The organism is Natrinema sp. DC36, assembly GCF_020405225.1.
Taxonomy (GTDB): domain Archaea; phylum Halobacteriota; class Halobacteria; order Halobacteriales; family Natrialbaceae; genus Natrinema.
Genome location: NZ_CP084472.1, coordinates 4,088,953 through 4,109,150 on the forward strand (window position 1 = coordinate 4,088,953; position 20,198 = coordinate 4,109,150).

The window sequence follows — 20,198 nt, forward strand, 5'->3', positions numbered from 1 at the left end:
GGGCTGCTCGGCCGGCCTCGACTCGCGCCGTTAGACGCTCGAGAGGATCCAACGCTGCGTGGGATGGCCGTTGGCGGACCACTGCTGGACGTTCGCGCCGTCCGCCGTCGAAGCGTCAGCCACTTCGAGGAGCTTGCCGCTGTTGACGTTGATGACCTCGTACTCGCCGTTGCCCGGTCCCGTACGTCCCAGTGCTGTGTCGGGTTGCCGTTGACAGGCCACTGTTGGACGTTGGCACCGTCCGCCGTCGAAGCGTTGGCCACTTCGAGGACGTTGCCGCTGTTGACGTTCTCGAGGACGTATCGGCCGTCGGCCACGCCGCCGGACGCGCCGTCGTCCGGCGATTCCTCGCCCGTCAGCACGTTTCCGCGCGTCTCCGTGCTCGAGGCGGAGACCTCGAGATCGGCGACGGTACCGGCGCTCCTGAGGTCGTTGTTCAGGATGGCGTTGTTGGCCGTGCCGGGGCCGGTCTCGCGGATCCCGTAGCGCTGTTGTGGATTCGCTCGATCGTCGACCACGCGCAGGTTTTGGACCGTCACGTTCTCCGCGGCCGGGTGGGAGCCGTCATCGCGCGAGTCGATGCGGACGCCCTCGTTATTGCTGTTACGGACGATGACGCCGTTGATGGAGGCGTTCTGGCAGTTCTGGAGCAGGATCCCCTGGCTGGTGGTGCCCTCGATGTCGACGTGTTCGACGGTGAAGCCGCTGCTGCCGGAGACGCCGAAGACGCCGCGAGCACCGCCGCGGACGATGACTTCCCGGACGGTGACGTTCTGGCCGCCGCCGTTTGCGACCCGGAAACCGGCGTACCCGCCACCGGGGTCGGGGTTGGTCGCGTCGACCGTCCCCACGGTCGCGTCGGTCGTGTCGTTCAAGAGCAGGCCGCAGCCGCCGGTGTCCGCGGTCGTCACGGTGCCGATGTCGACCCCGTCGACGCCGTAGGTCTCGACCGCGTGGTGGGCACAGCCCTCGATGGCCGCCGAGTCCAGCGAGACGTTGCTCGAGCGGCCCCCGTCGCCGTCGTCGATTCGAACGCCGAGACCGATGCTGCTGGTCTCGTAAAGCGCCATCTCGACGGTGCCGAGGGTCACGTCGGTACAGCTCTGGATCCAGATTCCGTATCGCGGATTTCCGTTTACGGTGATCGAGGGAATCTCGATTGCCTCGACGCTCCGGGCGCGGATCGGAACGACGAGTTCGTCGCCGGTGTCCTCGACGGTGATCGGGCCGCGAACGTCGAGCGTCGTGTAGCTGGGCAGGTCGACCGCGTGGACCTGGCTCGTCGGGCCGACCGTCCCGCCGTTTTCGACGACGACCGTCTCTTTCGTCGTTCGGCCCGGCGTGAGCCCGTCGACGGCGGCCTGAATCGCGTCGAGCATGTCGCCGCCCGCGTACACGCCCGAGCCGTGAGCATCGGCGTACCACGTCCCGCCCGACGACCAGACCGTCGCGGCGTGGCTGCTGGCGCTGACGGTGCGCCGAGTCCGGCGACTGCGCCCGCACCGAGGGCCATTAGAGCGGCTCGTCGGGTATAGTCGGTCGTGTTCGATTCGTCGCGCTCGTCCGTCGCGGGTACCGCATCTGGTTGTGACACGATCGAACGAAGTCGATGCGGCCACCCATCATTTCACACTCATTTGTGATACAAGCTAAACCCCCTCGAACGGAGGACACGCGCTATCGACCACCACGCGGCGCTCGTCGGATCGGGAGCGCGCTCGCGTGCCGGCACCCGCGCTGGTGGCGTCAGAGGACGCGGTCCGGTCGAATTCGCAGGATGATACGCTCCGATTCGATCGGCGTCTGATACTCGTCGTTGTCCGTGTACCGCCGTGCGAGTTCGTCGATGTGTTCTCGAGCCCCATCCGTCGTGATCTCGTCGACCTCGCCGATCACCGAGAGGAACCGGTAGGGGTCGTCGGGGTCGGTCATGCTGACGCCGACCGCGGAGTTGTGTTCCACGTTCCGCGCCTTCTGGCGGTGGCGTTCGGTGTTGACCAGCAACCGGTTGTCGTCCGCGTCGTAGTCGATCCAGACCGGCGTGACGTGGGGGAGTCCCTCGTCGGTCAGCGTCGCGACGTGGGCGAACGTTTCCGTCTCGAACAGGTCGTGGAACTCCTCGGGTATCGGTGCCATGGGTATCGTTCAACGGCTCTCGGTTTGGATGTGTTGCCGACATTGATCGCGAGCGAACGAACACCTCGTCTGACGGAATCGATCTCAGACGGTTGGCAGTCGACACGTACCAAGGGATGTCAATGACCACGCAACTGACGGCTGACGGCTTATGGATATCGACAGTGTCCTCACCTGTATGACCGATCAGCAGCGATCGACTCGCCGACGAGTACTACAACTAACAGGTGTCGCGGCGTCGACTGCGCTCGTCGCTGGCTGTGGCGGCCCCGGTGGCGACGACAACAATACGAGTGACGGAGAAAACGAAACCGAAGAGGGGACCGGGAACGGGCAGGACGTGGAAGACGAACCGGCCGGCGAGAACGAGACCGAAAACGCGACGAACGAGACCGAAAACGCGACGAACGAGACCGGAAACGAGACTGGAAACATGACCAACGAGACCAACGAAACCGGGAACGATAGCGAGAACAATACCAGCATTTTCGACTGACCCGCCTCTCGTCACCGTCCGACCACGGCTGCGCGCTCCCGTCGTGATGGCGTAACCGTTACCGGGTCTCGCCCCCTTCCTCGAGTGATGACCGACGGACTCGAGGCGGACGTCGAGGAGATGGACGAAATAGCCGAGCGACGGGACGAACTGGCGGCTCGCGTTCGCACACACGCCGGCGAGATCGCGCGCGAACTCGCCGTCTTCCAGGGCGGTGACTACGGGCAGGAGACGTTCAACACCGACGGCGGGAGCTGGACGCTCAAGTACGAGGCCGGCGACGTACAGTACCTCAGATTCGACCCGAAATCGGGGTCGGAGATCTACGTCGTCTCGAGCAAGCAGCCGCCCGAACCCGAGGCCCTCGAGACGGCGATGGCCGACTACGGGGCGTTCGTCGCGGCCTACAACGAGTACGTCCGCTCGTTCGAGGGGATTCTCGCGGACGTCTCCGACGAGTTCCCGGAGGCGGAATCCACGGCGGAACTGGTCGCCGAGCGGGACCGAATCGTCGACCGCATCCGCGACGTCTGCAACGCGATGGCGAGTCAGCTCCACCGCTACGACGGCGAGTACGGCACCTACTCGACGACGATTTCGGGCACCCGGTGGGAACTGAAGTGGGAAGAAGATCTCGCCTCGTATCTGCGTGTCGGCGGCTCCGACGGCGTCTACCTCCTCTCGCAGTACGGCCCGCCAGCGGCCCCCGAAGTCCGCCGATTGGCCGGCGACGTTCCCGCGTTCGTCGCCGACTTCAACGAGCACGTCGCCGACCTCGAGGCGGATCTCGCGCAGGTCAGCTTCGGTGACGACTAGCTATTCGTCGACCGGACGGTTCGTTTCATCTGTGGGTACCAGGAGTCGACTCGCAAAGCGGTTCGGGAGCGGTACACAGTCGACCCAACCGCTCTATATGACACCTAGCAGTCGTTTTGTACCGTCCGCGCCTACGGGACGGTGGCGACGACGCTCGCCTGGACTACCATGGATGGCTCTGCCGACGGGATCGACGACGGAACTGCCCACGAGTACGCTGCCCCCACCGACGAGGCCGACGCGGTACTGTTCGACGCCGTCATCGTCCGATACGAGTCCGACGACGATCGCTGTACGCTCGTCCCACGCGACGGCACCACGACGAAGAAACTGAACGCCTGGCTGACCGCGGATCTCGAGGCGGTCGTCGATCTCGACGACGCCCGGTGACGGCGGTCGCAGGCGTTCGCGAACCGGTTCCCAACGCATTTCGATCCTACCGCGAAGCGAGGCGCTATCGGTGAACACCTCTCGAGAGGAGGTCGCCCGGAGTTACACGTCGACGTACTGGTCGACCCACTCCTGGCGACGCTGGAGCGCGCGTCGGCCTTTCGGCGTCAGCGCGTAGTAGTTCGTCCGCCGGTCGAGTTCGCCCTTCTCGACGAGTTCCTTCTCGACGAGCGTGTCGAGGTTCGGATACAGTCGACCGTGTGTGACGGGTTGGTCGATGTAGTTATTGATGTCGTCGAGAATCTCCTGCCCGGACGGCCGGTCTTTCCCTGCGATCACGTACAACAGGTCGCGCTGGAAGCCAGTTAGCTGGTCCATGGATCACCCTCTGAGTGACGACGTTCACCGCTCTGTGGCTTTGTTATAGAGCGGATACGACGCCGCTCGAGCCGGAATGCGGCCCGTAGGACTACTATCGACCGAGCACGTTCGGTGCCGATAGCCCACCGTCGGCCGCGCGTGACGCCGCAGCCGTGACGCCGCGTTTTTGACGTTCACCGCCGTATCGGCCGCTATGCCAACCGATCCACTGGCCTGGGACACTCGCGAGCGTCGAGTAGCCTACTCCTGTCCGGGGTTCGATGTCGTTAACGAGTCCGTTCAACTCCCCGACGGCACGGAATCCGAGTTCGATTACCTCTCGGACGCCCCGAGCGTCTGCATCCTGCCGTTCACGCCCGACGGCGACGTCGTCTGCATCGAGGAGTGGCGGCAAGCCGTCTCCCGAATCAGCCGCGGACTCCCCGTCGGCGGGGTCGAACCCGATGACGACGGTCTCGAGGCCGCGGCCCGGAGAGAACTCGCCGAAGAGACCGGGTACGAGGCCACGGAACTCGAGCCGCTGGTGACCGTCGAGCCGGCCAACGGGATCGCGGACTCCGTGTTGCACTTCTTCGTCGCCGACGGGTGCCGCCCGACCGCCGAGCAGCGACTCGATCACAACGAGAGCATTCGTCCGATGGAACTCCCCCTCGAGGAACTGATCGATGCCGTGGTCACCGGCGAGATCCGCGACGGTCGGACGGTGCTCGCCGTCTCGTATTATCGACTACTCAATCCGGATCGCGGTATCGACTGATCGATCCGGATCGCGGCCTGCCCAAAAATAACGGACTGCGTTGGAACGCGGCGTTCGACCGGCTCGAGCCGGTCACGCCGCTCGGTTCCTCATGGCGTTTCGTTCGATGCGTCGGCCTCGATCGTCACCCCGTTGCGTTCGTCTCGTTGCCGGTCTCGTTCGTAGTCGCGTTCGTTTCGTTTGCCGTCTCGTTCGCTGCACCATCGGCCGGTTGTCCGAGCGCTTCCTCGAGTCCCTGCGTTTCGCCGAGGGTGAGGGTGTCGACGGAGCTGTTCTCGACCGTCATCGCTCCCGCGGAAACCGACGAGACGGTTTCGCCTGCCGCCGTCTCGTTGCCGCCTGCCATCGTTTCGTTCGCGGCCGTCTCGTTTGCGGTCGTTTCGTTTTCGGTTGCGTTTTCGCTCGTCGCATTGCCCGCCTGCTGACTCTCGAGGGAGCCGACGGTCATGGATTCGAACGTGATATCGCCGACGTCGAACTGCTCGATGGTCAGCGACTCGATCTCCTGGACGCTCTCGTTCCCGTCGGTTGCGGTCTGATTCTCGCCGTCACCGCCACCACCGAACAGGTCCCCGATGGCGTCGGAGATGCCGGAGAGGATCCCACCGCCATCGTCGCCTTCGCCGACGGTCAGATTATCGATCGTCAGCTGGTCGGCGTTCATAGACTCGATCGTCATGTTCTGCACCATCACGGTGCTGGCGTTCTCGTCGATCACTTGCTGGAGACCCGTCGACGATTCGTTCCCAGTCTCATTGCCCGTTGCGGACTCGTTTCCGGTCTCGTTGGCGGCCATACTCTCGTTCCCACCGCCGAGTTCGTCGAGGCTGACGTTCTCGAGCGCCAGCGATTCGAAGGCGACGTTCGAGAGCATCACCTCGTCGGACTGATTCCCTGCGGATTGATTTCCGGCGGACTGATTCTCGCGGGTCTCGTTCAGTTGTTGCTCGAGTTCGTCTTCGCCGTCCTGCACGTCTAGCTGCTGGACGGTCAGTTCCTCGATCGTGGCGTTCTGGATCGTGACGTTCTCGAGTTCCAGCGTGCCGACCTGCACGTTCTGGAGTGTCGCGCTCGGTTCGCTCATGTCGTCGGCGTCGTCGGTCGCGGCTGTCGTCGTTGCGCCGACGAGGGCGGGACCCCCCGAGAGCATCACCAACAGCGCGACGAACGCGACACCGATCGTTCGCGGTCGTGAAACCATACGAACCGAGGTACGGTCGTTCTCGGGCTAAAACGGGCAGACTGTTACGAGATTAGATCGAAGAAAACGGTCGTTGTGACCGGCTGCACGTCCCGTCCCGATTTTCCGTCCGGGTCCCCCGCAGTTCCGGTACTCTGCCGGCTTCCAAGCGGTCGATTACCTGCCATTCCGCGTCGAAACCGCCGATTGTCGGTCCGAAATCTCACCGCGCTCTCAAGCCGTCGACGGCCGCTCGCGCTGCCACCCGCGTGCGGGTCGTGCGCGATTGCGGCCGTCACCGTCACCGCTCGAGTCGTAGTTCCCGCGTTTCGATTGCGTCGCAAGCCGGACAGACGAACTGATACCGGACCCGCCCACCCGAGGTGGTCACGCGCCATCCACCGTCGGCGTCGGTATACCCACACGCCGGACAGCGGAGCTCTGATTCGTCGTACTTCTCCCGGAGCCGCTCGAACGGCGAACGGTACGTTGACATGTATTAGCGTATGCCGTGGTAGCATATAACATTCTAGCCCCTGTCGGCATGTCGTCCGATCACAACGATTCTTAGTCGTCACCACGTAGGGAAGAGTATGGATGATGTCGACGCGGAGCACGGTCGATCCGCCGACGACGCCGTCGGAGCGGCGCGTGCGCTCGAGCACGTGGTCGATCCGGTCGTGGCGGTCGCCGACGGCACGGTGACGTACGCGAACGCCGCCGCCCGCGACGCCTTCGGGATCGGCGACGCCGACCGCGACGCGGCGACCGCACTCGGCACCCGCTGGGATCGGCTCGCGGCGGCGATCGGCGAGACGACTGTCGGTACCGCTCGCCGAGTCGATCTCGAAGGGGATCGTGACGGCGCACGGGTCCACCGCGGTGCCGACGGCGCGACGATCACGTTCGATCGCGGCGCGGTCGGCTCCCACGGCGACGCTGACGAGGACTCGCTCGCGGACCCTGCCGAACCGACGGCGGACGCGAGCGACCGACTGACGAAAGACCGCGCGATCGAGGAGGCACCCGTCGGGATCACCATCTCCGATCCGGACCGCGAGGACAATCCGCTGGTCTATACCAACGATGCCTACGAAGCGATTACCGGCTACGAGTTCGACGAGGTCGTCGGTCGGAACTGCCGGTTCCTGCAAGGTCCCGAGTCGGACGAGGAGACGATCGCCGAGATGGCGGCCGCGATCGACGAAGAGCGGCCGATCACCGTCGAACTGAAGAACTACCGCAAGGACGGCACCGAGTTCTGGAACGAGGTGACGATCGCCCCCGTCCGAGACGAGGACGGCCGCGTGACTAACTACGTCGGCTTCCAGAACGATGTCACCGCACGCAAGGAAGCGGAACTCGCGCTCGAAGAGCGGACCGCGGAACTCGAGTACCTCCTCGATCGCGTCGAGGGGCTGATTCAGGACGTCACCGCCGTCGTCGCCGGTTCGACCGATCGCTCGACGCTCGAGTCCGAGGTCTGTGCTCGGATCGCGGCCGAAGACGCCTACGACGGGGCCTGGATCGGCGAGCGCAACCCCGCGACCGGCGCGATCGACGTTCGCTCGAGCGCCGGGACCGATCCCGGGCGCGACGCCATCGAGACGGGTGGTGACCATCCCGCCGTCGAAACGCTCGAAACGGGTGAGCCGGTCGTCGATACCGTCGAGGGGGCGACTCACGCCGCGTTCCCGCTCTCGTACAACGGGATCGAGTACGGCGTCCTGACGATTCGAACGAATCGGGATCGAACCGTCGACGACCGCGAAACGGTGATCCTCTCCGCGCTCGCCCGTGCGGTCGCGAGCGGGGTCAACGCCCGCGAGACCAGCCGCGTGCTCGAGACTGACGCCGTCGTCGCCGTCGAACTCGACCTGACGGATCGAGCCCTCGCGCCTGTCGCCCTCTCCACCGAAGCGGACTGCCGGCTCGAGTACCGGCGGTCGGTCCACCGGACCGACGACGAGACGGCATCACTGTTTACCGTCACCGGTGCAAGCGCGGACGAACTCACCGCGGCCGCCGCGGCGCTACCGGATATCGATTGCCGAGTCATCGTCGAACGAGACGAGGAGTGTCTGATCGAACTGACCGGTGCGGACGACCTCGTCGGCTGGCTCTCCGAGCGCGGCGCCCGCACCCAGGCGATCGAAAGCGAGGACGGTCGAGCGCGCGTCACCCTCGAGATCCCCCGGTCTGCGAACGTCCGCTCGGTCGTCGAAGCCGTCGAGGATCGCTACGCGGGAACCGACGTCGTCTCGTTCCAGCAGCGCGACCGCGACGGCGAGACCCGCGAGGAGTTCGCCGCCGGACTCGAGGCGGCGCTGACCGACCGCCAGTTCGGCGCGTTACAGCGGGCCTACCTCGGCGGCTACTTCGAGTGGCCCCGGCCGACGACGGGCGAGGAACTCGCCCAGACGATGGGCGTCTCGCGGCCGACCTTCCACGAGCACCTGCGGACGGCCGAGGCGAAACTGTGCCGAGCGTTCTTCGGCGATGCATAGTACCGATTCCGTGACAGTCGCGATTCGAGACCTGTAGCTCCGGCTTAGCCTCGAGAACGGCCGTGGACGGTCGCCGACGCTTATATGGTCGGTCGTGGGAGTCGGTGCTATGCTCGCGCTCGCAACGCCGCTTCAGACCGGTGGTGGGTTCCTGTACTGGGCGATCATCTTCTTCGTCCTCGCGATCGTTGCCGCCGCAGTCGGTGCCCGCGGCGTCGCCGGGATCTCGATGGAGATTGCGCGGATCTTCGTGTTGATCTTCATCATCCTCGCGGTGGTCGCACTCCTGTTGTGACCGTCGGCACCGACCGGCGTTCGGACGGCCACGCACTCGTGGTGAGTCGCGGCTCACTCGGCCGTACGCGAGATACCAGACGTGAATGTCGACGGTTACGGGTCCACAATATTTGGCAGATTGCGCGGGTGACATGATCGAATTAATTACGCTTCCCTCCTGCGATTATCCGGTCTCCCTCCTTCCGTTGGTGAAACCGAAACCGGTTACGTGAGGATGAGAATCACTAACACTCTGGGCGCCGTAGATAAGGGAGAGCACTTACCATGACAGAACTCGGCGGATTTCAAGACAGGGTCGCCCGCATCGATCTCTCGGACGGGGACATCGCGTACGAGTCGATCGACGACGAGGACGCGGAGAAGTATATCGGTGCGCGGGGACTCGGGGTAAAGTACGTCTTCGACCAGGGGCCGGACGTCGATCCGATGGGGCCCGAGAACCTGCTCGCGTTCATGAACGGGCCGCTGTCGGGCACGCAGGTCACGATGAGCGGCCGGATCGCCGTCTGTACGAAGTCGCCGCTGACCGGCACCGTCACCGACAGCCACCACGGCGGCTGGTCCGGCGCTCGGCTCAAATGGGCCGGCTTCGACGGCCTGTGCTTCGAGGGGCAGGCTGACGAGCCGGTATACGCCGTCGTCGAGGACGGCGAGGTCGAACTCCGGGACGCCTCCCACCTCTGGGGGGAAGGGTTCCACGACACGCGCGACGCGATCGAAGAAGAGGTCGAGGGGTCCTACGGCAAGAACCTGAGCATCATGGGGATCGGCCCCGGCGGCGAGAACGGCGTCAAGTACGCCTGTATCATGAACGAGGACGACCGGGCCTCGGGTCGGGGCGGCACGGGCTGCGTAATGGGGTCGAAGAACCTCAAGGCCGTCGTCGTCAAGTCCACGACGAAGATGCCGAAACCGGCCGACTCGGAAACCTTCAAGGAAGGTCATCAGCAGGCGATGCAGGCCATCACCGAGTCGGAAGTCACCGCACCCAACGAGGGGGGCCTCTCGATGTACGGGACGAACGTCCTGATGAACATCGGCGAGGAGATGGACGGCCTCCCGACGAAAAACGGCCGCTACACCTCGACCGAAGCCATGCGCGACGCGGAGGGCGCCGACATCGACGCCGAGCGCGTCTCCGGCGAGAACGTCCGCGAGAACATCCTCGTCGACGAGCCGACCTGTCACTCCTGTCCGGTCGCCTGCAAGAAGGAAGTCGAGGTGACGAAGATGCACAAGGGCGAGGAGATGAACGTTCGCACCGAGTCCTACGAGTACGAGTCGGCCTACGCGCTCGGCCCCAACTCCGGGCACACCGACCGCGACGCCGTCGCGCTGATGATCGACCGCTGTAACGACATGGGTGTCGACACTATCGACGCGGGCAACATGATGGCGATGGCCATGGAAATGTCCGAGGAGGGCAAACTCGAGGAAGGCGACCTCGAGTGGGGCGACACCGAGACGATGATCGACATGATCGAGCGGATCGCCCACCGCGAGGACGACCTCGCCGACTTGCTCGCGGAGGGACCGAAGCGCGTCGCCGACGCGAAAGACGCCGAGGAGAACTCGCTCGCCGTCAAGGGCCAGACCATCGCGGCCTACGACCCGCGCTGTCTGAAGGGCATGGGCATCGGCTACGCCACCTCGAACCGCGGGGCCTGCCACCTGCGGGGCTACACGCCCGCCGCTGAAATCCTCGGCATCCCCGAGAAGGTCGACCCCTACGAGTACGAGGGCAAGGGGGAACTCACCGCTCAGTTCCAGGACCTCCACGCCATCAGCGACTCCTTCGACATCTGCAAGTTCAACGCATTCGCCGAAGGAATCGAGGAGTACGTCCTGCAATACAACGGGATGACCGGCCGCGACGTCGGCGAGGAGGAACTGCTCGAGGCCGGCGAACGCGTCTACAACCTCGAACGCTACTACAACAACCTCAACGGCTTCGACGGGACCGACGACTCGCTGCCCGCGCGCTTCCTCGAGGACGGCATTCGCGGACAGGGAGCCAGCGAGGGCGAGTACTGCGAACTCGACGAGATGAAAGCGGAGTACTACGACTACCGCGGCTGGGTCGACGGCGTCGTCCCCGACGAAAAACTCGACGAACTCGGGATCGATCTCGGGCCGGGCACCGGCGTCAGCGGCGACACCGGTGCGGCGGTCTCGAGCGACGACTGATTCCGTTCCCGCGTTCGTCGGTTCCGTCGCCGTTTTTCACCGCTATCGGTGCGGATCGATTCCCGTGAAACGATACCCGTGATCGAGCGGTGCTCCGAGAGAGACGAGGCTGCGGTCTGACCGACGATGACCGTCGCCGGTCGGAACCGATGAGAAGCGCGAGCGGAAATCGAACTCGCCGTGTCCCGTCCGGAGACGGGATCGAATCCCGTCCGCGTCGGCCGCTCGTGAACTCGCGTCGGGTCGTCCGGTCGGCTGGATGTCGGTTCCGACCGACTCAGTCGTCGGCGACGGCGTACGTAGCGCTCGAGTCGGTCTCGCCATCCGATTTCGTCATCTCGATCTCGACCCCCCCGCCGACGACGGAGACGAGCACGTTGTCGAAGCTCTTGCAGTACTCGGTCGCGTGCTTGCCGGAGGTGTTGATCCGAACTCGCTCGTCGACCAGTTCGGCCTCGGTCAGCATCTCGACCTTGCGGTAGGCAGTCGACATCGGAATGTCACACTGCTCGGAGAGTTCCGTCGCCGTGAGGGGCTCCTCGGTCGTCGCCTCGAGGATGGCTCGACAGTCGTCGTCGTCCAGTGCGGCGATGACCGTCTGCGGGTCGACGGCATCGTCGTTCTGCCACCCTCGGTTTCGGGTAGTGGAGTTTGTTGCGGACATCTGTTGTACGTCACAGTACCGACCCCGTCCCCTCCAAATGAGTCCCACTAAATACAGGGTCCTTTATATGCGGTGGCGAAAATCACCAGCTTGAGTCGGTATCGACCGTCTTTTCGCGATGGCAAATAGATCGATCCAACGCCTGAAATCGTCTCTTATCGCACGGCTCGAGCACCGTATTCGGCGCACCTCGCGGGCCGTGGGCGGAGGGTTTAGGAGGCCAGCACCCCCAGCAGTGACTGATGGCTTCGGGGATACGCGCGGAGGTGAAGATCGACGACCCGCCCGACTGCGTCGTCGCGCAGACCTCCGCCGAGACGGGCGGTCGGGTCCACTCCGTCTCGCGGAGCACCAACCCCGCCGCGCCCGAGCGCGTGACCGAGGAGTTCATGCTCGAGGCGGAGTCCTCTCCCGACGAGTTCGACGTCGACGCGGACCTCTCGCCGATCTTTTCGTACGGCTCGAGCACGGTCTACCGGTTCGAGCGCGCGCTCGGCAGCGGCTGCCCCTGCGAGTGTATCGAGCGACACGACTGTCCGGTCATCGACATTCGGACGCGAGGTGCGTCGCTGTATCTGACCTTTCACGCGCCGGATATGCACGGACTGCAGGCCATTATCGGCGAGTTACGCGAGCGCTACGCGAATCTCGACGTCCAGCGACTGCTGCAGTCCCAGCAGGATCACGACGAACGAAACCTCGTCTTCGTCGACCGAAGCACGCTGACCGATCGCCAGACCGAGGTCCTCGAGACGGCCCACCGGATGGGCTACTTCGAACACCCCAAACGGGCCAACGCCGGCGAGGTCGCCGCGGAACTCGGGATTACCGGGACGACGTTCACCGAACACCTCGCGGCGGCCCAGACGAAGCTCCTGGACGCAATTTTGGATCATGAGTGATCGATCGCGATCCGGGGAATCGATGATCGAGGGTGAGTGGACTGTGGTGGCCACCGTCGACTCGAGCCCTATGAGCGTATCGGGTCCTACGGGTCGATGGCATCGAACCGCAACCCTATATATACTGGATACAGTGCTAGACGGTAGACAACCGACGTTTCACCGACTTTCCCCCCGACATGAGTAGATACGAGTTCACGTGCCCGGAGTGCGGGCAGGAGATCGAAGTCAACGAATCGATGCGCGAGGCCACGCTCACCCACGGCTGTCCGGTCTGTGCGGCGTCGGTCACGTCCGCGGATTTCGTCGCAGAACAGCAGACGAACTGAACGTACACCCTGCGCCATCGATGGCGTCGACTCGACTCCGTTCTCACTCCTCGCGATCGACTTCCGTCCGCCGCCCGTTGAGCGTCGTCGGCGTGAGCCGGTAGAGCTCGATATTCAGCGCGTCCTTCCCTTCCGCCCAGATTTCGAACAGCGGCCGCTTCGCGTTCCCGTACTGGGCGATTTCGTCCGGCGTCAGCTCCGACGGCTCGATGCTCTCGAGGGTCCCCGTGGCGATGACGCTCCGGTAGGTCGAATCCGCTTCGTCGTAGACGACGAGTCGCGCTTCCGGCGCGGACTCGAGGAACTGACGCTTCTCGCTGTCGGGTGTCGATACCATTCGCATGTAAAACTCCCGCTCTCCGTCGTCGTAGCCGTACGAGATCGGGATCGAATAGGGTTCGTCCGCCCGTGCGAGCGACAACACCCCGGTCTCGTGCCGACTGAGGAAGTCGTCGATCTCCACGTCCGTCATCTCGGTCTCCTGGTCGATAGCCATCGTCTGGGTGGGTTGCTAAAGGTGCAACGTGATCTTTATAGTTGCCATCGACTGCGAGGGGCATCGACGGCGCACCACCGGTGGCGATACCTGTCCGATACGGGAGTTATCGACTCGGTGGCTCGCGTTCGCCGCCGGTGTCGCCACCGGTTCCGTTCTCGTTCGTCCCGATGACGACCGGTTCCCGGATCTCGAGTGTCGTCTCGAACTCGGCCTCGCGGTCCGTTCGCCGCCCGATCCGCAGCAACTGCTCCTCGTGTGCCCGGCGGATGGCGGACAGTTCGCGGTCGGTCACGCCGATCTCGCCGCCGATCTCTTTCCAGTGGCCCCAGTCGACGAGAAAGATCTCGAGGTCCTCGCTCGCGTACAGCCGTTCGTACTTCCGGCGATAGCACTCGAGCCTCGGTCCCAGCGCGACCTGCGCGCGTTCGATCAGGTCGGGCAGTCGGGTCCCCGGAACGCTCGCCTTGGCGGCGGTGAGCAGGAGTACCTGTCCCTCGATCGGTTCGCCCGCCATTCACCCACCCGCGCGCATCGCCTTCTGTGCGAACCGCTCGACGAGCGGCTCGAGGGTGTCGTCGTCGCCCTCGAAGACGATCGTCACCTCGGTCAGTTGTAACGAGGGGCCGATGCCGACTCTCTCCGACGAGAACGTCGCCGTCCAGTCGTCGCCCACGACGGTGTCCTCGGCGACCTGCTCGCCGCCGAGATTCGTCAGATACCGGATCACGAGCCGTTCGGAGATGCCGCGAAAGGAGCGCTCGACATGCGTTACCATACCCGTGATTCGACCGCCGGACGGATAAAATCGCGTTCGGCGGTGCCGGGGCGGCCCCGTTAGATGAGTGCGCGAAGCAACACAACGGCTCCGACGCCGCCACACAGCGACAGCAGGATGCTCTCCGTTCGCCACATGACCAGCAGGACGACGCCGGCCGCGCCCCACTCCGCCGGCCCGCCGGCCGCCAGCTCCGGCCCGAGGATCGCGATCACGATCGCTCCCGGCAGGACCGAGAGCCCGGCCTCGAGTCGCTCGCTCACGTCGATCCGCTGAAGGAGCCAGAAGCCGCCGACCTTCGTGAGGGCGGTCACGAGTGCCATCGCGAGGATGGTCCCGACAATGAGGGGGTCGAGCGCGAATAGCCCTTCACCGATCATAGCGGACCACCTCCACCGCGGCGGCCGCGAAGCCGCCGAGCAGGATGTACCACTGGCCCGGGACGAACTCCGCGGCGAGGACGGCGGTCGCGAGCGCGACGAGCCACGGCACGAGCGTCGAGCGCCCCTCCCAGAGTTCGGCCGCGAGCGCGACGAAGACCGCCGCGAGGACGAAGTCGATACCGTACCGCGTCGGATCGCCGATCGCGCCGCCGGCGGTCGCGCCGACGATCGTCGCCCCGACCCAACAACACCAGATCGCGATGCCGGTCCCCAGGAGGAACGCGCCGCGACCGCTGCCGGACTTGAGTTCGCGCATCGTCAGCGCCCAGTTCTCGTCGGCCATGAGCAGCAGGCTCCCGTAGCTTCGGCCCGCCGAGAGCCGCTCGAGCCACGGCCCCAGTGCCGCACCCATCAGCGAGTATCGGAGATTGATCGCGAGCGTCGCGAGGACGATCGTCGCGACCGGGAGCGGCTCCGCCCAGAGTTCGACGGCGACGATCTGGGCGGCACCGGCGAGCACGGTCGCGCTCATCAGCGTCGCCTCCGCAACGCTCAGTCCGGCGCGGCGGGCGAGCATCCCGAACGCGATTCCGTAGCCGCCGACGCCGATCGCGACCGGGAGACAGGTGAGAAAGCCGGCGCGGATCCCCTCCCGATCGAACGTCACGGCCTCGCTCTCGTCGTCTGCTGTGATCCGCGTCTCTCCGGCCGTCTCGTCCGACAGACGGCCAGCGGACTCGTCGGGATCGGGGACGGGACTCGAATCCGGGCCGCTGCCGTCGGTTTCCGTCACGGTCGTCTCGAGTCGAACGACGCGTAAAGCGTTCTCGAAATCGCACGCAGACGCCGTGATTCTCGACAGCGCTTCGCACGGGGAATCGGCGACTCACCGTCCATAGGCGATCAGTGCGACGCCGACGGGAGCCGCGGCGAGTCCGTACCACGGGCCGCTGACGACCGCGAGGGCGACCGCGAGCAGGACGATCACGACGCCGACGAAGAGACAGCACTGCTGGGCCGTCGTCCGGTCGTCGCCGCTGCCGACGAGCCGGTCGAATCCGAACTCGAGTATCAGTTCGGCGACTGCATCGAGCATGCGCGATACTATTGCTACATTGATAAAAAGTGTACGGGTACTCTCGGCGTCCCGTGACGGCCTCTACGCTGTTACCCGCCGGCGACCGGCGGAAACACCGACACCACGTCGCCCGCTTCCAGCGACGTGTCTACCCCCGCCATGTGCACCACGTTGCGGCCGTTTTTCAGCACGCTCAGCTGCGGCCGGACCGCTCCGTCCTCGAGTAACTGCCCCTCGAGGCCGTCGTACTCGGCCTCCAGGTCGGTGAGCACGTCGCCGACGGTCGCGTCGTCGTCGACGGTTCGCGTTCGCTCTTTCGCGCCGACGGCTTCCCGAAAGGTGGCGAAAAATCGGAGATCGATGTCCATACCCCATACTCGTGTTCGGACGCCATAAGTGCGGGCGGTGGGCCGGATCAGGCGGCCGAGGCCGCCGGCGACGACGTGTACGAGACCGACTCGACGTCGGCGTTCGCGAGCGCGTCGTCGATGGCGCTCGCGCCGATCTCTGTCGCCGCGTCGGCGTCGTCGGCTTCGACGGTGACCGTCACCGAAAACTCGAGGGTGATCGTGTACGGGTCGAACGGGCCGGCCGGATGCTCGTACACGTCCGCGTCGGCGATTTCCCAGTCCGTGATCGTCCCCGCGGCCGCGAGGGACTCGAGGGTATCGGCGAGCGTCGACGTTGCCTCGTCGCAGGCGGTCGTATCGGATCCGCCGTGTAACGTCTCGAGCGTCGTCCCCGACCGGGAGACAGCGAACTCCATACTCCCTCTAGTCTGGCCCGGAATTTCAACGCTTGGGATGAGTATGCGCCGGCCGTCGCTGTGGGGGTGCTGGCCGTAGCGTGGGCGATGGCGACCGGTCCGTCCCGTCGCCGAGTCGGTCTGTTGGTTCCCCGGCTCATCGCCCCCTATTCGATTCGGAAGGGGACGCCGTGGGTCGAGAGTATCGCCCGCATCCGTTCGACGCCGCCGCGGCCGTCCCATCCCGTCTGCGTATAGTGTTTGTACGGGTGGCGTCGCCACGAGTACTCGCGATGGGCGAACACTTCGACGGTTCCCTCGCCGGTTCGAAACAGCGTGACGTGCAGTTGCCACGGTGCCAACGTCGACTCGCGCCGGACCCAGCTCCCCGCCGAGCGGCGCCCGTCGTCGTGGACCTTCAGGGAGGCGATCGGCTCCGGTTCGAACGCCAGGTCCGCGAGGATCGATCGGACCGCGTCTAGCCCGCGTTTGACGATACCGACGTACTCCTCGGGATATTGCCGACAGATGGCGTAGCCGCCGAAGGGTTCCTTGACTCGGTGGAGCGCCGGCAGGAGCCGCCGGCGCACGCGGGTAGTCAGGTCGATCGCGTCCGTCCCGTCCGGCGTCGTCCGGTCGGTCGTTGCCACACGTTTCACTCCCGAATACAGCCACAAAACCGTTACTATAAAATATATTTTATATATCTCGGTTACGGTAGGAGAAACAGCTCTATGGATAGTATTAGTCGACAATAGGGATCTACAGAACCATATATAGAACTGATAGGTTCCGCTGCTGGCGGATCGACCGGCGGCCTTGCCGCCGGCCGTTACAGATCCTGCAACCGAATGCCGTCCGCCACCAACCGCGCGTTTCGCTCCCGATCGAGGTGCTCGCCGAGTTCGTCGTGCTCGTGCAGTTGGGCGATCACGTCAGCGTATAACGTCCGCCACGCGATCGCGTATATCGGCGACTGCCCCCACGCCCGCAGTTCGGGGACGAACGCGTCGTAGGTCTCGTAGCGCTCCTCGAACCGGTCGATCGCCTCGAGCACCTTTCCGGCGGCCTCGCGCTCGTCGTCGGCCTCCGCGACGACTCGATTGAGTTGCTCTTCCCAGCCCGCAACGGCCTTCTGCATGTCCGCGGCCGCGCTCTCGTCGTCTTCCGGCAGTCGCTCGAGGACCGGTTCCGGTACGCCGAGGGAGATTTCGTCCATGCGACAGTGTATGCAGTCGACTGGCAAGAACGTGGTCCCCGATTCGATTGGTGATGGACCACTGTGATCCGAGTTACGACATAGTTGCTTTCCACTGGCCGATGAACGACAGACAGATCTGATGAGGAAGCGACGTATCGCTCCGGACTGGTCAATCCGTGTGCGGTGGCGCGCGCTGGACCGCGGTGAGCGGACAGCGAACCGCGGCGCAACGTCGTGCGAGGGATGAGCGAGCGACCGCAGGGAGCGAGTGAATCGGCTGGGGAGGGTGTGGCGATTCCCTGTTGCCACGATGGCAGGACACTTCGTTTCTCACAGCTCTCTCCGAATTCCCTGTTCAGCAAACATCCGTATTGATCGAATACTCGTCTTCGGCTGAACGACGGCATTGTCACAAAACACCGCTGAACTTCACGTCGTCTAGGGCCACGTCGCCAGCATGATCTCGTCGACGAACTCGCCCTCGAGACAGTACTGTCCCTCGTGCTCGCCCTCGCGCTGCCAGCCGTTCTCCTCGAGGAACTCGATCGCGGCCTCGTTGGTCGCCGGCAGGTTCTGGTAGAGCTTCCGGTAGCCGGCGTCGGACGCCCACTCGAGGCCGTACTCGAGCAGCGACGAGCCGATCCCCTGCCGCCGATACCGGGGATCGACTCCGACGGTCACTTCGGCCGTGTGCCGAAGCGGTTGGAGTTCGGGAGCGTCGAGGTGGAGCCAGCCGACGACGTCGCGGTCCCCCATCGGTGCGCCCTCGTCCGGCCTGTCACCGTCCTCTCCCTCGGAATCGTCCGCTTCAGCACCCGTGTCCGATTCGGTGCCTTCGTCCGCCGCGGCGTCGTCCCCGTCCGATTCCTGCCCGTGGACTGCGACGAACACGATCCGCGATCGCTCCTCGTTGGCCCGGACGAGCGCCCGCTCGCGCTCGAGTTCCGTCGCGACGTTTGCGGCGACGACGTACGTCCCGTCGTCGACGACCGTCCGCATCGTCTCGACGACGCCCGCCCGGTCCTCCTCGCGCGCCGGTCGGATCGCGACGACCCCGTCCTCGCACTCGAGACTGGTGGTCGTGGCCGAGAGCGCGACCCGAAGCTTCCCATCGTCCTCCGTCAAGTAACCGTCGGCTCGCAGCGCCTCGAGGGACGACCGGAGTTCGTCCGGTGCGGGCGGTGCCGTTTCGGTGTACGTCCCCGACCGGGCGGGTTTCGAGTGGGCTCGACCGCCGTCGATCTCGATCGAGCGGACCAGTTCGGCCGGCGTGACGGCACCGTTCCGCTCGACGTACTCGTACACTCGCCGCTGGAGATCGGTCTCGAACGAGCCCGTCGGGTAGATGCTCATACGGACGAGCCCGCCGACTGACGGTATTAGTATGCGATCCGTATCGATCGCTGCCCGCGAGCGCCCGCCGCGAAGCGACCCATTGCTCGTCGGCTCGAGTCGTTTCGACAGTTTCTCACGCCGGTCACGTCGGACAAATCTCGCGTTAGCCGCGCGGCCGCTTCGACTGAGGGCGATGGTCGAGCAGCGGAATTTGATATAGCGGTATGGGATTTATCCACGATGGGCGAGTGGGTGTCACTGGACTCGAGTCACAGCCGAACGACCGAGACGGGAGACTGCAACAGAGTCATCGATTCACACCGGGAACGGTTCGTCCGAGCACCGAACTGAACGAGCGCTCGAGCGTCCGTCTCCGAACGGGCGCTGCGTGGTCGTCCGAACGAGATTGCTCCGACTCGCCATCGGCCGTTCGCGTCCGATGGGCAGTGAGTATTCGCCTCGAGCCGGCGTTACCGACTCCTGCCTCTACGGGTGCGTATTCGGTCGGGTTCAGCACGAGGAACCCGTCTCGTGCGGGTGAAAACCCGTTCTCGCTTTCACTTCTCGAGGACGGATCGTAGTGACGCAGTCGACTCGGTAGTCTCCCTCTCACTCGGCTGCCGGTTTCGGAAGACGGCGTCGCGACTGCCGGAGATACGCTCGAGTACTGTCCAACTCCGAGGCATTCACACAGTCGGGACTCCCGTATCCGTGCCCGAGAACCTGGCACTTTCACGGCCGCAAACCCGGGGTGTAAGCGATCAGCAACCTGTTCGCGATCAGCTGAGCAGTCGATTTCCGCTCGTTCCGGCTCGCTTTCGGCTTCATCGACTCGCCGACGGTCCCGCTCTACTCCCGGGCACGTAGCCACGACCGACCGACGGCGATACGATTGGATTACTCGTCGGGCTCGCAGTTCGTTCGGGGCTCGAGTCTCGTCCCGATCTGGCAGCGCGAGCGTTCGGACGGGAATGATCGGATACCGTTTCGACCCAGACCGTTGCTCACTCGTTGAGCCACCGCATCATCGGTAACTGGTCTGCTGTGTTCGTCGGCGAGGATCCTCGAGTTTCGACGACTGCTATTTTGACACCCACCGTTCCGGTGACCGCAAAACCCGATGTCGATCGATGAACGAAC

The 20,198-nt window shown here is 64.9% G+C and carries 26 protein-coding genes and 1 pseudogene; 9 read left to right on the plus strand and 18 right to left on the minus strand.

Annotated elements, in window-relative coordinates:
• Positions 1 to 30 precede the first annotated feature (30 nt).
• From LDH74_RS26680 to LDH74_RS20855, 3 genes and pseudogenes are all read right to left on the minus strand, one after another.
• Positions 31 to 222, minus strand: coding sequence for an RICIN domain-containing protein (locus tag LDH74_RS26680; RefSeq protein WP_226042576.1), 192 nt, complete (start codon positions 220 to 222; stop codon positions 31 to 33).
• Between the two features lie 2 nt (positions 223 to 224).
• Positions 225 to 1,379: pseudogene (locus LDH74_RS20850) on the minus strand (right-handed parallel beta-helix repeat-containing protein); the annotation flags it as partial.
• 367 nt (positions 1,380 to 1,746) lie between these two features.
• Positions 1,747 to 2,136, minus strand: coding sequence for a PPOX class F420-dependent oxidoreductase (locus tag LDH74_RS20855; protein WP_226040566.1), 390 nt, complete (start codon positions 2,134 to 2,136; stop codon positions 1,747 to 1,749).
• Positions 2,137 to 2,314: 178 nt separating this feature from the next.
• Here LDH74_RS20855 and LDH74_RS20860 point away from each other — a divergent pair, with 178 nt between their 5' ends.
• From LDH74_RS20860 to LDH74_RS20870, 3 genes are all read left to right on the plus strand, one after another.
• Positions 2,315 to 2,632: a hypothetical protein gene (locus tag LDH74_RS20860; protein WP_226040567.1), complete on the plus strand. Its 318-nt coding sequence runs from the start codon at positions 2,315 to 2,317 to the stop codon at positions 2,630 to 2,632.
• 87 nt (positions 2,633 to 2,719) lie between these two features.
• On the plus strand, positions 2,720 to 3,448 hold the full coding sequence (locus LDH74_RS20865; RefSeq protein ID WP_226040568.1) for a hypothetical protein: 729 nt from the start codon (positions 2,720 to 2,722) through the stop codon (positions 3,446 to 3,448).
• A gap of 141 nt (positions 3,449 to 3,589) precedes the next feature.
• A complete protein-coding gene (locus LDH74_RS20870; protein ID WP_226040569.1) occupies positions 3,590 to 3,838 on the plus strand; it encodes a hypothetical protein in 249 nt (82 codons plus the stop codon).
• Between the two features lie 102 nt (positions 3,839 to 3,940).
• On the opposite strand, the gene LDH74_RS20875 is transcribed toward LDH74_RS20870, so the two are convergent.
• Positions 3,941 to 4,216, minus strand: a complete 276-nt coding sequence (locus LDH74_RS20875) for a PadR family transcriptional regulator (RefSeq protein ID WP_098724428.1) — start codon at positions 4,214 to 4,216, stop codon at positions 3,941 to 3,943.
• Between the two features lie 196 nt (positions 4,217 to 4,412).
• On the opposite strand from LDH74_RS20875, the gene LDH74_RS20880 reads away from it, so the two are divergent.
• Complete coding sequence (locus tag LDH74_RS20880) at positions 4,413 to 4,976, plus strand: NUDIX hydrolase (protein ID WP_226040570.1); 564 nt, start codon at positions 4,413 to 4,415, stop codon at positions 4,974 to 4,976.
• A gap of 124 nt (positions 4,977 to 5,100) precedes the next feature.
• On the opposite strand, the gene LDH74_RS20885 is transcribed toward LDH74_RS20880, so the two are convergent.
• Both LDH74_RS20885 and LDH74_RS20890 read right to left on the minus strand, forming a co-directional pair.
• Positions 5,101 to 6,177: a hypothetical protein gene (locus LDH74_RS20885; RefSeq protein ID WP_226040571.1), complete on the minus strand. Its 1,077-nt coding sequence runs from the start codon at positions 6,175 to 6,177 to the stop codon at positions 5,101 to 5,103.
• Between the two features lie 280 nt (positions 6,178 to 6,457).
• Positions 6,458 to 6,652: an HVO_0649 family zinc finger protein gene (locus LDH74_RS20890; protein ID WP_226040572.1), complete on the minus strand. Its 195-nt coding sequence runs from the start codon at positions 6,650 to 6,652 to the stop codon at positions 6,458 to 6,460.
• Between the two features lie 97 nt (positions 6,653 to 6,749).
• On the opposite strand from LDH74_RS20890, the gene LDH74_RS20895 reads away from it, so the two are divergent.
• The 3 genes from LDH74_RS20895 to LDH74_RS20905 all read left to right on the plus strand — a co-directional run bounded on the left by LDH74_RS20895 (position 6,750) and on the right by LDH74_RS20905 (position 11,147).
• Positions 6,750 to 8,663: a bacterio-opsin activator domain-containing protein gene (locus LDH74_RS20895; RefSeq protein WP_226040573.1), complete on the plus strand. Its 1,914-nt coding sequence runs from the start codon at positions 6,750 to 6,752 to the stop codon at positions 8,661 to 8,663.
• A gap of 109 nt (positions 8,664 to 8,772) precedes the next feature.
• Complete coding sequence (locus tag LDH74_RS20900; protein WP_098724422.1) at positions 8,773 to 8,958, plus strand: DUF1328 family protein; 186 nt, start codon at positions 8,773 to 8,775, stop codon at positions 8,956 to 8,958.
• A 266-nt stretch (positions 8,959 to 9,224) separates the two neighbouring features.
• The gene (locus tag LDH74_RS20905; RefSeq protein ID WP_226040574.1) at positions 9,225 to 11,147 is read left to right on the plus strand and encodes an aldehyde ferredoxin oxidoreductase family protein; all 1,923 of its coding nucleotides are present in this window, start codon (positions 9,225 to 9,227) and stop codon (positions 11,145 to 11,147) included.
• A 277-nt stretch (positions 11,148 to 11,424) separates the two neighbouring features.
• Here LDH74_RS20905 and LDH74_RS20910 read toward each other — a convergent pair whose 3' ends face one another.
• Positions 11,425 to 11,811, minus strand: coding sequence for a helix-turn-helix domain-containing protein (locus LDH74_RS20910; protein WP_226040575.1), 387 nt, complete (start codon positions 11,809 to 11,811; stop codon positions 11,425 to 11,427).
• Positions 11,812 to 12,053: 242 nt separating this feature from the next.
• On the opposite strand from LDH74_RS20910, the gene LDH74_RS20915 reads away from it, so the two are divergent.
• Positions 12,054 to 12,713, plus strand: coding sequence for a helix-turn-helix domain-containing protein (locus LDH74_RS20915; protein ID WP_226040576.1), 660 nt, complete (start codon positions 12,054 to 12,056; stop codon positions 12,711 to 12,713).
• A gap of 179 nt (positions 12,714 to 12,892) precedes the next feature.
• Positions 12,893 to 13,042 (plus strand): FmdB family zinc ribbon protein, encoded by a 150-nt coding sequence (locus LDH74_RS20920; RefSeq protein ID WP_226040577.1) that lies wholly within the window; start codon positions 12,893 to 12,895, stop codon positions 13,040 to 13,042.
• A 43-nt stretch (positions 13,043 to 13,085) separates the two neighbouring features.
• Here LDH74_RS20920 and LDH74_RS20925 read toward each other — a convergent pair whose 3' ends face one another.
• The 11 genes from LDH74_RS20925 to LDH74_RS20975 all read right to left on the minus strand — a co-directional run bounded on the left by LDH74_RS20925 (position 13,086) and on the right by LDH74_RS20975 (position 19,076).
• Positions 13,086 to 13,538 carry a pyridoxamine 5'-phosphate oxidase family protein gene (locus LDH74_RS20925; RefSeq protein WP_226040578.1) on the minus strand — a complete coding sequence of 151 codons (453 nt, stop codon included), beginning with the start codon at positions 13,536 to 13,538 and terminating at the stop codon, positions 13,086 to 13,088.
• A 106-nt stretch (positions 13,539 to 13,644) separates the two neighbouring features.
• Positions 13,645 to 14,055 carry a hypothetical protein gene (locus tag LDH74_RS20930; protein WP_226040579.1) on the minus strand — a complete coding sequence of 137 codons (411 nt, stop codon included), beginning with the start codon at positions 14,053 to 14,055 and terminating at the stop codon, positions 13,645 to 13,647.
• Positions 14,056 to 14,316 carry a hypothetical protein gene (locus LDH74_RS20935; RefSeq protein WP_226040580.1) on the minus strand — a complete coding sequence of 87 codons (261 nt, stop codon included), beginning with the start codon at positions 14,314 to 14,316 and terminating at the stop codon, positions 14,056 to 14,058.
• A 59-nt stretch (positions 14,317 to 14,375) separates the two neighbouring features.
• A complete protein-coding gene (locus tag LDH74_RS20940; protein ID WP_226040581.1) occupies positions 14,376 to 14,696 on the minus strand; it encodes an AzlD domain-containing protein in 321 nt (106 codons plus the stop codon).
• Positions 14,686 to 15,423, minus strand: coding sequence for an AzlC family ABC transporter permease (locus LDH74_RS20945; RefSeq protein ID WP_226042577.1), 738 nt, complete (start codon positions 15,421 to 15,423; stop codon positions 14,686 to 14,688). The genes LDH74_RS20940 and LDH74_RS20945 overlap by 11 nt, the downstream gene beginning before the upstream one ends.
• Positions 15,424 to 15,585: 162 nt before the next feature.
• Positions 15,586 to 15,795: a hypothetical protein gene (locus LDH74_RS20950; RefSeq protein ID WP_226040582.1), complete on the minus strand. Its 210-nt coding sequence runs from the start codon at positions 15,793 to 15,795 to the stop codon at positions 15,586 to 15,588.
• 71 nt (positions 15,796 to 15,866) lie between these two features.
• The gene (locus LDH74_RS20955; protein WP_226040583.1) at positions 15,867 to 16,145 is read right to left on the minus strand and encodes a ubiquitin-like small modifier protein 1; all 279 of its coding nucleotides are present in this window, start codon (positions 16,143 to 16,145) and stop codon (positions 15,867 to 15,869) included.
• A gap of 47 nt (positions 16,146 to 16,192) precedes the next feature.
• Positions 16,193 to 16,543 (minus strand): hypothetical protein, encoded by a 351-nt coding sequence (locus tag LDH74_RS20960; RefSeq protein WP_226040584.1) that lies wholly within the window; start codon positions 16,541 to 16,543, stop codon positions 16,193 to 16,195.
• Between the two features lie 146 nt (positions 16,544 to 16,689).
• Positions 16,690 to 17,172, minus strand: a complete 483-nt coding sequence (locus tag LDH74_RS20965) for a hypothetical protein (RefSeq protein ID WP_226040585.1) — start codon at positions 17,170 to 17,172, stop codon at positions 16,690 to 16,692.
• A 182-nt stretch (positions 17,173 to 17,354) separates the two neighbouring features.
• Positions 17,355 to 17,741, minus strand: a complete 387-nt coding sequence (locus LDH74_RS20970; protein ID WP_226040586.1) for a hypothetical protein — start codon at positions 17,739 to 17,741, stop codon at positions 17,355 to 17,357.
• Between the two features lie 420 nt (positions 17,742 to 18,161).
• Positions 18,162 to 19,076 carry a GNAT family N-acetyltransferase gene (locus LDH74_RS20975; RefSeq protein WP_226040587.1) on the minus strand — a complete coding sequence of 305 codons (915 nt, stop codon included), beginning with the start codon at positions 19,074 to 19,076 and terminating at the stop codon, positions 18,162 to 18,164.
• Positions 19,077 to 20,198: the final 1,122 nt, after the last annotated feature.